Below are 12,377 nucleotides of genomic sequence, written 5' to 3'. Positions count from 1 at the left end.
TATTGAATAATCGTCTCCAGAAACTCTCACAAACTTATCACTTTTTTATCACAAGATTTTACGCTGTGATTTTTAAATACAAATACGTTGGTTGATTTGTAGACATTTGTTTAGTTAAAAGGCAACATACATAAAACAAAAAGGAGAGTGTTATGGAAGAAAATCAACAGGTTGAACCAGTTAATAAAGATGACCGTATGTGGGCTATGTTATGCCATTTGAGTGCGCTTGCCGGGTTTATTGTGCCGTTTGGCTCAATAATTGGGCCATTAATTGTGTGGTTAATTAAAAGAGATGAGATGCCAGTTGTTGACGTGCACGGTAAAAAGGCGCTTAACTTTCAAATAACGATGGCAATTGCATATGTAGTTTGTTTTTTACTGATGTTTGTAGCAGTAGGCTTAATATTACTACCTATAGTGGCAATTTTTGGGTTTGTAATGGTTGTAATGGCAAGTATTAAAGCTAACGAAGGTAAAGAGTTTAATTACCCGTTTAGTTTAAATTTGATAAAATAAAACCTCAGTTATTTTTATACCAATTGCATTAAATTAGTGATCTATTATAGCGATAAGAAAATAGCTCAATAACAAGGCTAAAATTATGATACATAGTTGTTCTATATAAATAATTTTTAACGTAGTTAGTGAGTTATTTAATACGCTAGAGTGATCATGTTTTTAATAAAATTGGTATTATAAACCCAGCTATAGGCTGGGTTTTTACGTTTAGCCATAAGGACATTATGCTTTATCTCACGTTATTTATTAGCGCATTTATATCTGCCACATTACTGCCTAGCTCTTCTGAGGTGATAATGGTGGGGATGATTGCCCAAGGTAAAGTTAATTTATGGCTTATGTGGTGCGTAGCAACACTTGGAAATGTATTGGGAAGCTGCGTTAATTACTGGTTAGGTACACAAGTACTGCGTTTTAAAGATAAAAAATGGTTTCCGGTATCGCAAAAAGGGCTTGATAACGCACAAAAGCAATTTAATAAATACGGTGTGTATAGTTTGTTGTTTGCTTGGCTGCCAGTAGTAGGCGATCCGCTAACTGTAATTGGGGGGATATTTAAAGTACGCTTTAGTATGTTTTTATTACTAGTAACACTAGGCAAAGGCGCGCGCTATTTAGCGGTTATCGCCCTTGCCGTAGGATTCGAAAAGCTTTTTTAAATAAGTTTTTTAAGACCTTATTTAGCCCAATCAAGCGTTAACGACACTGAGTCGGCAAAACGCAGTGCATGTGGTTTATCAACACGTGCTTTAGCGTAATGAACACTTGGGTGTGAGTGACAAACCGCAAGAATTTCAGCCACTAATTTTTCGAGCAATAAAAAATGCCCTTGCTCTACTAAGCTAATTACTTCTTTGGTGATCACTTTATAATTAAGTGCTTGGTCAACTTCATCCGTTTTACACGCGTCATCAGCAGGGTAGTGAATCTCTAGATTGATCACTACATCTTGCTTTTTTTCACGCTCATCGGGGTTAAAGCCAATAAACGTACGCAGGCGCAAATTAGTAACGTTAATAATTGCATTAGCCATAGGGTTAACCTTTTATAAGCTGCAAAAATTCGTTGCGTGTTTTAGGATCGCTTCTAAAGTTACCTAACATTACTGATGTACGCATGCTTGAATTTTGCTTTTCTACACCACGCATCATCATACACATGTGTTTTGCCTCAACAATAACGCCAACGCCTTTAGCGCCAGTAACTTCTTCGACTGCTTTAGCGATTTGATGAGTTAACTGCTCTTGAATTTGAAAGCGACGTGAAAACATATCAACAATACGTGCAAATTTAGACAAGCCTAATACTTTACCGTTTGGAATATAAGCAATATGGCAACGACCAATAAAAGGCAGTAAATGATGCTCACACATAGAGTAAAGCTCTATGTCTTGCACTAAAACCATATCGTCAGCATCAGACGTAAATACTGCTTTATTGGTTATCTCATCAAGCGTTTGGCGATACCCTTGTGTTAAATATTCCATTGCTTTTGCGGCACGTTTTGGCGTATCAAGTAAACCTTCGCGGTTAGCATCTTCACCTACAGCAGTAATTATTTTTTGGTAACTTTCTTTTAACTCGTCATGCATAAGTTTCTCAGTCTAGTGTGTTCTACTTTAAATGGCGTCCGCCATCAACAGGCAAGGAGCGCCCTGTGATGTAGTGGCTTTGTAATAGTAAATCAATACTATTGATAATTTCTTGGCATCCGGGTTCAATGCCCATTAATGATTTTTTAAGGGTCTTAGCTCGATATTGCTCATCGTCATGTTCATTAAAAATAATGAGTGATGGAGCAACCGAGTTCACTTTTATGTTTGGCGCATATTTAGCGCTAAACGATTTAGTTAAGTTATCGAGAGCTGCTTTACTTGCTGCATAAGCTAAGTGTTTAGGGCTGCCTGTTTCAACTACATAATCAGTAAGGTGAATTATATCAGCAGGTACTTTTTCACTTTGCTGATAGTTTATAAGCAGCTCAGCGCACATTAAATTAATTAAATACGGTGTTTTGGCGTGTATACGCATCATATTATCGAACAGTACTGCAAAGTCAGGATTGTTAGCTTCGCAGTCCCAGCTTGATGCATTGTGAACAACAGCGCGCAGCGATGTTGTATGCTCTTTAAGCGTATTTATGAATGCACTTATACCGTCATCGGTACTAAAGTCGGCATAAATACACACAGCACCTTGTTGCTCTAATGCATCAACAGCGTCGTGGCGAGTACGATACGTAATAACAACAGCTTGCCCTTGAGCTATATAATGCTGAGCAAGTGCTAAACCAATACGTTGTCCTGCACCGGTAATTAAGATGGGCGATGTCATATAAGGCAGTGTTCTCTTTGGCGGGTAACTTATACCAATATTATTAAAACAAGATCGATCTATCGCTATTTTCTTAGGGCTATAATAGATCACTAATTTAACGCAATTGGTATTATATAATTCAAAGCGTTAATTTATTAAAATATACGCAGTTTCTTAATCTGTCGATCAAAAAAGCAATTAATCCTCAAAGGCGTTAATTGCTTTATTTTATTTACTAAAACATTAATCGTAAATTGTCGGAATTGGTTGGCGCTTATGTTGTGTACGCATGTAAATACTTACAAGCTTTTGTTCAACGTCTTTAGAAACGGGTTTACCTTCTAAAAAGTCATCAATTTGCTCATAGCTCAAACCAAGTGCTTCTTCATCTGTTAAGCCTGGGCGGTCACTTTCTAAATCAGCTGTAGGTGCTTTATCTACTAATAAAGCTGGGGCACCGAGTGCAGTAGCAAGTGCACGCACTTGGCGTTTTGATAAGCCAAATAGCGGAGCTAAATCGCACGCGCCGTCACCAAATTTAGTATAAAAACCAGTAATGTTTTCAGCACTATGATCGGTACCTACTACTAAACCTTGGCAAAAACCGGCTATTTCGTACTGAGCAACCATACGTTGGCGTGCTTTAACATTACCTTTAATAAAATCTATTTGCGCTTGCTCAGGCAGTGCTTCACCACAGCCAACTACGGCAGCTATCGCTTGCTCATGCAGTGCATCAGCAGCAGGTTGTACGTTTACGGTCATACGTTTACTTGGTCGAATGAAATCAACCGCCATTTGCGCTTCATCTTCATCGGCTTGTATGCCGTAAGGTAGACGTACAGCAATAAACTGATACTTGTTTGTGTTTTGCTCTTTATTTAGCTCGTTTACGGCAAGTTGACATAAGCGACCGCAAGTTGACGAGTCAACACCACCACTAATACCCAGTATTAATGATCGTGAGTGAGCAGCTACTAAACGTGCTTTAATAAAAGCAACTCGACGAGTTATCTCAGCATTTACATCAATCGTTGACTGAACCTTCATTTCAGCCATAATTTCGGCGCGCATTGCCAGCTCCTTATTAAATTTAATATGTGATACGCAATAAACTTATTATGTGATTTAGTTTTAATTAATTAAAGTTTTAAATGAGCTTTTATTCGGCGAAGCTCTACTTTTAATTCTTCTACTTCTGCAAGTAAATCACTCAACTCTTTGTCTTTAATTACTTCGCTTGGTAGAGCAACAAAGGCATCAGCGGGGTTATTTCGTTGTTCGCCAAATAAATGAATGTATCGGCTGTCGCGTTTACCAGCTTCTCGCTCTAATTTACGCGTGTACTCGCTTTCAATCAGTTTATTGAGTGCTGTTTCTACTTCATTTACGTTATTAAAATCAGCAAGCCTAGCGCTGCGGGTTCTTAATTCACCAGGGGTTTGGGCGCCGCGTAAAAGTAACAAACAAACAATGGCACGTTGCTGAGCAGAAAATTGCAGATTACTAAACTCAGTATTGCAAAAGCGGTGGTCGTATTTATTTACGCGACCAGAAAGCCCTTCATCTATAGTTACCAAACGCATGTCTATTAGCTCATCAAGTGCGTTTTGCACGTCACTATCTGTAAGATTTAACACAGGGTCGCGATTAGACTTTTGGTTACATGCGTTCACTAGAGCGTTTAACGATAGCGGATAATGCTCGGGCGTTGTGCTTTGTTTTTCTAGTAAGCAACCAAGAATACGTTGTTGATTTGCTGATAACTGCATAAATAATCTCAAATTAGTAAGCGTATTTTATTAGCTTACACCTTTATTGGATACCAAGCCATTGCTGGAGTTTAGGTTTTAGGGCAGCTAAATCGAGCGGCTTACTTAAATAGTCGTTCATGCCTGCTGCTAGGCATTTTTCTTTATCGCCCTGCATGGCATTGGCTGTAAGTGCAATAATAGTAATATTTTCATTACCCCTACCCGCATCGCCTTCTCTAATGGCTTTAGTGGCTTGGTAGCCATCCATTTCGGGCATTTGGCAATCCATTAAAACTAGCTTATATGGCTTACCTTGTTTTGCATTGAGTTTTACAATTGCCTCAAGCCCATTTTCAGCAATATCAAAAGTCACACCTGCTTGCTTTAATAGCGCCGAGGCAACTACTTGGTTTATTTTATTGTCTTCAACGAGCAGTAGTTGTGGCTCTGATGAATCGAGTACCGGTGCTTTAGTTAGCTTGTTTTGCAGCTGTGCTTGTTGCTGCTGTTGTTCAATGTATTTATCGTTCGTGAGTGAGTCAAACAAATCAGAAGGTGTGAGTGGTTTGAAAATCATACAGTCGACTTCCATACCTACTTTAGACTCCTCAGGTGAATAACTCATTGGCGCCATAAGAACTAACTTGCAACTATGCATATTTATAAAGTTTTTAAGCGCAGTTATATGCGTTTGCGGCGCTTTTTCAAAAAAGTAGTAATCGACTAAAATAGCTTCAGGGTGGGTGGTTACATTATTTAAATAATCATCAACCTCGAGATAGTCATGTAAGCAATTGATCTTTGCACCCCATACCGTGAGTTGTTTGCTGGCTGTATTTGCATTTAACGAGCACTCATCAATAATTAAAATATGTTTGTTTTTAATTAAATGACTCGGTAAATCTTGTTCTTTGCTTAAGCGAGGCTGTATTTGTATTGTGAAAGAAAATGTACTTCCTTCACCTTGCATGCTGTTTACGCTTACTTCACCGTTCATTAGTTCACACAGTTGTTTTACTATGGCAAGGCCAAGCCCTGTGCCCCCAAACTGGCGTGTAGTTGAGGTATCTGCTTGTGTAAACGAATCAAATAGCGACGCTTGTTTTTTAGGGTCAATACCAATGCCAGTATCAATAATCGAACATTGTAGGAACGAGCCATCCGTTATTTCATCCACTTTGGCAGTAATAACGACTTCGCCATCTATGGTAAATTTAACGGCGTTGCCAATTAAGTTATTCAAAATTTGGCGTAAGCGGTTAGGGTCACTAATTATTTCGCTAACTGTAATTTGAGTGGCATCTAAAATAAGTTTTGTATTGTTTTGCTCTACTTTTAAAGCAAACGACTCAACCACTTCTCCTAATAACCGAGGCAGATTAAATTGCACGTTTTCAATATCGAGCTTACCGGCTTCAATTTTAGAAAAGTCTAATATGTCGTTAATTATATTAAGTAAAGATTGAGCTGATGACTGAGCAAGTTCGATATGATGCTTTTGCTGTAGGTCTAGTTGCGTTTGCTTAATTATATTAAGCATGCCTAAAACACCATTCATTGGTGTGCGAATTTCGTGGCTCATACTTGCTAAAAATTCACTTTTAGCTTCAACAGCTTGTTCTGCTGTTTCTTTGGCGGCAACCAGCTTTTGTTCAGTTTCAATTCGTTGCTGGCTCGAGTGCAAGCTGCCTATTAACGCTGCAACAGCAATTAAAAAGCTTTCTTCGTTTTTAGACCAGTGGCGCTTGGATTGACATTGCTCGGCGCAAACAACGCCTATAGCACCACTTCCCGCAGGAATAATTACGCACAGCATTGATTTAATCTCGAGTGGCATTAAATACTGCTCTTTAATTGGTGCGAGTATTGGGTGTTCTAGTGCATCGGGTGCATTAAACACTGCTTGATGATCTATTGCATTAAAAAAGCCGGGATTGTTTTTTCTTAGCCAAATAGAGTCAATTTTGTCACTGGGCGAATGTTTGCTATGTATAGCAAAGGGACTTAGTTGAGACTTGTCTTCATTAAAAAACCAAATACTGGCACGTTTAATATCGAATGCTTGGCAGATTGCCTTAGTGATAATATCTTTCGATTGGCTAAGTTGGCCATTTAATATTAATTTATTAACGGTGAGAGAAGCTAAAATTTCGTTATGTAATGCGGTTTTATTATTTTCTAATTCAATTTTTTTACGGGTATCAATATTCTGTAGTGAGCCAAAAATACGTGTGCATCGTCCATTTTTTCGTTCTGCTTCACCATGTACGAGTACCCAAACAGATTCGCCTTCTTCATCCATTACTTCTAATTCAACTTCGTAGCTTTCACCATACTTTATGGCTCGCTCAATTAAAGGCTGAATTGTTTCTCTGCTGGTGCCTTTTTTAAAGTAATTTAAATCTTTAGGCCATTCTGGTTGGTTATTTAATGGGTGTTTAAATAGTTTTTTGGTCATATCAGACCAATACACTTGTTTAGTTTCTAAGTTAAATGACCATGCGCCTATTTGGGCTAGATCACTCATTGCTTCAAGCATTTTTTCATTTTGTTGCTGACGATTAAGCATTTTTAAAAAGAATAAAAAGGCCCAAATTAATAACCCGCAAATAATAATAATCGATAACCGAAGTGGCCATACAGCTGAGTTTGGAGGGCTCCAACCTATTTTAGGTGCAACATAAAGTTGCCAGTTTCCACCTTGAAAGCTTAACGTAAACTCAAGGGGATCTTGCTCTATTATGTTTTGATCACCGTAAAAAAATTCCCCTTTGCTGCCAAGTCCATGCCTGCCTTGTAAAGCGACGTTGTACTCTTTTCCTAGCTCATAAATACCTGAATTTTCATAGACTTTGTCAATATTGAGAACAACTGAGAGTAATCCCCAAAAGCGATTCTCTGGCGGTATGTAAACAGGAACTCGGGCTATAAGTGCGATGTCACCTTGGATTAATTTTAATGGGCCAGCCATTACAATGGTATTTGTATCGCGAGCTCTAATCGCATCAGCGCGTTGGCTTTTTTCTTCTAAAAAGTTTAAACCGAGTGCTTTTTCATTACCTTTTAAGGGGTAAGTCATGCGTATTACCATATCGGGAGCGCCACCAATATTGCGAAGCTCATTTGAGGTTTTAAATAGCGGTTGAGCAATTTGTTCAAATTGTGTTTGCTGTAAATTAGGCTGCGCCGCTACGGCAACACCTAAACCTCGAACCAGTTGGATATTAGAAACTAAAATAGATTCTAATTGAGCACGATATGTACTTACTTCAGAAAGAATTTGTAGGCGGTGAGCATCTTTTACACGATTGTAGTTAATACGATCAAGAACAACACCAACTAGTACAGTTAGCGTAAGCGATAACCAAAAGGTCAGCTTAAAGTTATGAACATTCGTTTTTTTATTGTTACTAGACGGTGGCATTAGCTACATCGTGGCGTTAATTTAGGCAAATTAACTATAGCTAATTTATGACATAAATGAAAACGGCGCATTAACAAATGCGCTGTTTATTTTTTATAATTAGTAGTTTAGCTATCGCTAACTTCACGCGCCCAATGATTTTGCTTTGCTACGTGTAGTTTACGGTAGCCATCTAGTAGCGCTGCATGCTTTTTAAAGCCTTCAAGCGATAAACCTGGGAAAGTTAAACCGTTAAACTGCTTTTTACCTTCGGCAATTTCTATAGCCAGCGCTACATTATTAGCACCAAACATTAAGCCTAATGCATCTTGATAATCAGCGTATTCGCGCTCGTCATCGTATTTAATTTCAAGAATCGCTTTTAAACAGCGGAAGTGGCGCATTGCATCTTCGTTTACTTGGCCTGTATGAAGTATCCAGTCAACCCAATCAATGGCTTCTTCGCTGCCTGCGGCTAAACATAGGTGGGCTTTAAGTTCACCTATACGCAGTGTGTGCCATGGTGTGTCGGCATCAGTTGCTAAGCCAATAAATTCTGCGGCGCGGATAATATCGCTATGACCTGCTTCTTCTAGGCTGTCGTAAATTTCCATCCATTGCTCTGCATCGTACTGATCAAGCGATAGGAATGCTTCGCGAAACTTTGCGCCTTCGTTGTTGTTGCGCCAAATAAGCTCATCAACAGGGTAAATGTCTGACATGCCCGGTACTAAAATACGACATGCGTATACGTTTAGGTGCGTGTAATCCATGATGTAGATATCGTGATCCATGCTGTGAATTAGGTCAGTACAGAAGTTATATTCTTGCTCTGTTGTGCCGCTAAAGTCCCAGTGTACAAATTCAAAGTCAGGTTTTGCACGGAAAAAATCATGCGAAATCAAACCGCTTGAATCAATAAAGTGCAGTTCAATGTTCTCTGGTGTTGCTACTTCATCGTTATCAAATGTTGCTGGTTGAAATACATCAAGCTGATCAAGGCGACGACCTTGTAGTAACTCTGTAACTGTACGCTCAAGCGCAACTTCAAATGATGGGTGAGCACCAAAAGAAGCAAATACAGAACCATCAGTTGGGTTAATAAGCGTTACGCTCATTACTGGGTAAATCCCCCCAAGCGATGCATCGGCAATACGTAAATGAAAGCCATGGCTGCGAAGTTCTTCACACGCTTCGTGAATTAGAGGATATTGCTTAACAACGTCTTCAGGCACGATTGGTAAACAAATACCTTCGGCGATGATGCGGTTTTTAATGGCGCGTTCAAATACTTCTGATAAACCTTGTACGCGAGCTTCAAACTTCGTGTTACCTGCGCTCATACCGTTAGATACAAAAATATTACCAATAACGTTTACCGGAATGTATACGTCTTGGTTATCGCGTTGGCGAGTGTAGGGCAGGGTACAAATGCCACGATCAATATTGCCAGAGTTAAAATCAAAAAGGTGCGATGCGTTAAGTTCGCGCTCTGGGTCAAAGTAATCCCATAAGCTTTCATCCATAATACCTTGTGGTACTTCATCGCCTTCAACTTTAAACCATTTTTCGGTTGGGTAATGAGTAAACTCGCCATTGGCAAATTCTTCACCTAGATAAAAGTCTGCAAAAAAGTAGTTACAGCTTAAACGCTCAAAGTATTCACCGAGTGCTGAGGCAATAGATGCTTTGTCGGTTGCGCCTTTACCATTGGTAAACATAACACCGCAGTCACTGTCTTTTATATGAACCGAATAACAGTTAGCTACAGGGTTAAGCCAAAGCGCTTCTTCAACATTAATGTGTAGGGCTTCAAGCTTGTTTTGCATGGTAGAGATTGACGATTCTAGGTCGCGGTCTTTACCTTTGATAAATGTTTTTTCAGTCATATTGATCTCAACTAGTTCTGCACGATGTGTGGAGCTGACATTATCGTGGATTTTGATGTTTATTTCACCCTTTGCGAGCAAGAACATTATTATTTAATAAAACTGTGGTTATTATATGTCCTTAACGCTTGGTCAAAACGTGCAAAGGAAAGGTTGATGTTTAAAGTAATCAAACGCTTGTTATTATTAATTGTGATTTTAGGGCTGGCAAGTACCGCTGTTGTTTATGGTGTACTTAGTTTAAGTTTACCTGCCCTTGATGGAAACGGACGCAGTAACGCGGTAGCAGAGCCTGTAAAAATTTCGCGAGATGCATTAGGGCAAGCAGTAATAAACGCCAATAGCCGAAACGACGCCGCCTACGGTTTAGGTTATGCGCATGGGCAAGACCGATTTTTTCAAATGGATTTACTCAGGCGTAATGCCGCAGGTGAGCTAAGTGAATTATTTGGCGAAGCAGCGTTGGAGCTCGATAAAAAAATGCGTTTTCATCAATTACGTAAACGCAGCCAAATTATTTTACAAACCCTGCCTGAGACCGATAAGCAATTACTTAAAAGTTACGCTCAAGGTGTAAACGAAGGTTTAGCGCAAGTAGGGTATTCAAGCTTTGAATATTTACTAACCGGTGCAGCGCAAAAGCCATGGCAAAGTGAAGACAGCCTACTTGTGATATTTAGCATGTACCTTGATTTACAAAGCGCGACATTTGAACGTGACCAAGCACTCATTCAAATTGAGCAAGCGTATGGTAAGCAAATGGTTGATTTTTTAACGCAACCAAGTAAGTACCAAGCCGCACTTGATGGCAGTAAATTAACGCCTTATAACGCCGGTATACCTACTTTGCCCACTCAAACACAGCATACAGTTAAAAGCATTGAAGCTAACCAAGAGCGCGGCAGTAATAACTGGGCTGTTACAGGGGCGCTGACTAAAACAGGTGCTGGTATGGTGTCGGATGATATGCATTTATCGATGGCAGTACCTGTAATTTGGTACAGGGCACAATTAAATTACATGCACAGTGGTGAGCAGACTCAGGTAACCGGTGTATCGCTGCCCGGAGCGCCGGCAATTGTTGTTGGCACTAACAACAATGTTGCATGGGGATTTACTAACGGTTATTTAGATACAGCCGATTGGATTGCATTAAACGATGATAGTAAAACATGGCAAGTAGATGAACCTATTGCATTACCCGATGGGGAGGTTGAAAACTATTCATTAATACTTAGCGAATATGGCCCTGTAAAATACATTAACGAAAAACCTTATGCATTGAGCTGGGCTGCACATCAGCCTTACGCCGTTAATATGCAACTATTAAAGTTAGAGCAAGCCAAAACAGTAGATGATGCACTTGACGTAGCAAGCGATGTAGGAATACCGGTACAAAACCTAATGGTGGTAGACAGCCTTGGTAACGCAGCGTGGAAAAATATGGGCGGTATACCTGCTCGTAAAACGCCAAGTGAGCTCGGTGTAAATGCCGGTGACTACTCAGCGCTTTGGCAGCAAACCGAATTAGAACGCCCCTTTATTAAAAATCCACAAAGCGGGCGGTTATGGACTGGTAACTCTCGCGTGGTATCGGCTGAAGATAACGCCCGCTTTGGTAATGGCGGCTATGCACTCGGCGCACGCTCGAGTCAAATTCGCGATAGATTATTTGAAAAACAAACATTTGCAGAGAGCGACTTTTACGCATTACAACTTGATAATCAAGCTCGCTTTTTAATACCTTGGTATGCTCTGCTATTAAAGCAATTAAAAACAGATCAAACCAAAAATCAGCAATATATAACAGCGCTCGAAAATTGGCAGCAATGTGCGTGTTCAACCTCCATAGGGTATACCTTAGTTAAGCGCTACCGCGATGAAGTGATTAATATTTTATTTAGTAATATTGAAAGCCAATTAAATAAACAGCAAGGCACACTTAAATACGTAAAACGAGATTTAGAGCCCGCAGTTTGGCAGCTTATTAATAACAAACCCGATACGTGGATAAACCCGCAATTTAAAAGCTGGGATGCACAATTACACGGTGCATTTAACCAAACTATTACTAAGCTTACTGAGCAATTTGGTAATAATGTACAAAGCTGGCAGTGGGGCAAGGTCAATGAGTTAGTGATAGAGCATCCGTTTGCAAAGCAAATGCCGTTACTTGCTAAGTTATTAAATATGCCCACAGCAGCGGGTTTTGGTGATAGCTACATGCCCGCCGTACAAGGGCGTAGTTTTGGCGCATCGCAGCGCTTTATTGCTCAACCTGGGCATTTAGAACATGCAATTTTAGCTATTCCGGGTGGGCAATCGGGGCATCCTCTTTCTGAGTTTTATAGAGCGGGGTTTAGTGATTACGTAGAGGGTAAACATACACCTTTATTGCCACAAACACTTATGCATCAAATAGTCATAAGTCCTATTAAATAACGTTTAAGTGATAAGTGAGTGAGCTTAAATAGTGATAAAAACGTTCTATATT

Annotated in this window: 10 protein-coding genes; 3 read left to right on the top strand and 7 right to left on the bottom strand. The window is 39.7% G+C overall.

The window, feature by feature from the left end; all coding sequences use genetic code 11:
• Positions 1–152: 152 nt before the first annotated feature.
• Both I6E72_RS13355 and I6E72_RS13350 read left to right on the top strand, forming a co-directional pair.
• Positions 153–518, top strand: a complete 366-nt coding sequence (locus I6E72_RS13355) for a DUF4870 domain-containing protein (protein ID WP_007580507.1) — start codon at positions 153–155, stop codon at positions 516–518.
• 227 nt (positions 519–745) lie between these two features.
• Positions 746–1,180 carry a YqaA family protein gene (locus I6E72_RS13350; protein WP_197112607.1) on the top strand — a complete coding sequence of 145 codons (435 nt, stop codon included), beginning with the start codon at positions 746–748 and terminating at the stop codon, positions 1,178–1,180.
• A 17-nt stretch (positions 1,181–1,197) separates the two neighbouring features.
• Here I6E72_RS13350 and folX read toward each other — a convergent pair whose 3' ends face one another.
• The 7 genes from folX to ycaO all read right to left on the bottom strand — a co-directional run bounded on the left by folX (position 1,198) and on the right by ycaO (position 9,883).
• Positions 1,198–1,554 carry a dihydroneopterin triphosphate 2'-epimerase gene (folX, locus tag I6E72_RS13345; RefSeq protein ID WP_007377309.1) on the bottom strand — a complete coding sequence of 119 codons (357 nt, stop codon included), beginning with the start codon at positions 1,552–1,554 and terminating at the stop codon, positions 1,198–1,200.
• Between the two features lie 4 nt (positions 1,555–1,558).
• Positions 1,559–2,113 carry a GTP cyclohydrolase I FolE gene (gene folE / locus I6E72_RS13340; RefSeq protein ID WP_024598803.1) on the bottom strand — a complete coding sequence of 185 codons (555 nt, stop codon included), beginning with the start codon at positions 2,111–2,113 and terminating at the stop codon, positions 1,559–1,561.
• Between the two features lie 22 nt (positions 2,114–2,135).
• Positions 2,136–2,855 (bottom strand): dihydromonapterin reductase, encoded by a 720-nt coding sequence (gene folM, locus I6E72_RS13335; RefSeq protein ID WP_197112605.1) that lies wholly within the window; start codon positions 2,853–2,855, stop codon positions 2,136–2,138.
• Between the two features lie 225 nt (positions 2,856–3,080).
• Positions 3,081–3,911, bottom strand: coding sequence for an ammonia-dependent NAD(+) synthetase (nadE, locus tag I6E72_RS13330; RefSeq protein ID WP_197112603.1), 831 nt, complete (start codon positions 3,909–3,911; stop codon positions 3,081–3,083).
• A gap of 68 nt (positions 3,912–3,979) precedes the next feature.
• Entirely contained in the window at positions 3,980–4,609 is a 630-nt protein-coding gene (locus tag I6E72_RS13325; RefSeq protein ID WP_024598806.1) for a YceH family protein, read from the bottom strand.
• 43 nt (positions 4,610–4,652) lie between these two features.
• Complete coding sequence (locus I6E72_RS13320; protein ID WP_197112594.1) at positions 4,653–8,015, bottom strand: ATP-binding protein; 3,363 nt, start codon at positions 8,013–8,015, stop codon at positions 4,653–4,655.
• Positions 8,016–8,122: 107 nt separating this feature from the next.
• Entirely contained in the window at positions 8,123–9,883 is a 1,761-nt protein-coding gene (gene ycaO, locus I6E72_RS13315) for a 30S ribosomal protein S12 methylthiotransferase accessory factor YcaO (protein WP_101217689.1), read from the bottom strand.
• 156 nt (positions 9,884–10,039) lie between these two features.
• On the opposite strand from ycaO, the gene I6E72_RS13310 reads away from it, so the two are divergent.
• Entirely contained in the window at positions 10,040–12,325 is a 2,286-nt protein-coding gene (locus I6E72_RS13310; protein ID WP_197112592.1) for a penicillin acylase family protein, read from the top strand.
• The last annotated feature ends 52 nt before the right edge of the window (positions 12,326–12,377 follow it).

Source organism: Pseudoalteromonas sp. NSLLW24 (assembly GCF_015864725.1).
Taxonomy (GTDB): Bacteria; Pseudomonadota; Gammaproteobacteria; order Enterobacterales; family Alteromonadaceae; genus Pseudoalteromonas; species Pseudoalteromonas arctica.
The sequence above is the reverse complement of the archived record's forward strand: the minus strand, read 5'-3'. Positions and strand labels throughout refer to the sequence as shown.

What these genes read in the sequence shown, in the direction of transcription:
- I6E72_RS13350 (WP_197112607.1), top strand. Translation starts at nt 746, where the DNA reads ATGCTTTATCTCACGTTATTTATTAGCGCATTTATATCTGCCACATTA.
- I6E72_RS13310 (WP_197112592.1), top strand. Translation starts at nt 10,040, where the DNA reads ATGTTTAAAGTAATCAAACGCTTGTTATTATTAATTGTGATTTTAGGG.
- folE (WP_024598803.1), bottom strand. Translation starts at nt 2,113, where the DNA reads ATGCATGACGAGTTAAAAGAAAGTTACCAAAAAATAATTACTGCTGTA.
- nadE (WP_197112603.1), bottom strand. Translation starts at nt 3,911, where the DNA reads ATGCGCGCCGAAATTATGGCTGAAATGAAGGTTCAGTCAACGATTGAT.
- ycaO (WP_101217689.1), bottom strand. Translation starts at nt 9,883, where the DNA reads ATGACTGAAAAAACATTTATCAAAGGTAAAGACCGCGACCTAGAATCG.
- folX (WP_007377309.1), bottom strand. Translation starts at nt 1,554, where the DNA reads ATGGCTAATGCAATTATTAACGTTACTAATTTGCGCCTGCGTACGTTT.
- I6E72_RS13355 (WP_007580507.1), top strand. Translation starts at nt 153, where the DNA reads ATGGAAGAAAATCAACAGGTTGAACCAGTTAATAAAGATGACCGTATG.
- folM (WP_197112605.1), bottom strand. Translation starts at nt 2,855, where the DNA reads ATGACATCGCCCATCTTAATTACCGGTGCAGGACAACGTATTGGTTTA.
- I6E72_RS13325 (WP_024598806.1), bottom strand. Translation starts at nt 4,609, where the DNA reads ATGCAGTTATCAGCAAATCAACAACGTATTCTTGGTTGCTTACTAGAA.
- I6E72_RS13320 (WP_197112594.1), bottom strand. Translation starts at nt 8,015, where the DNA reads ATGCCACCGTCTAGTAACAATAAAAAAACGAATGTTCATAACTTTAAG.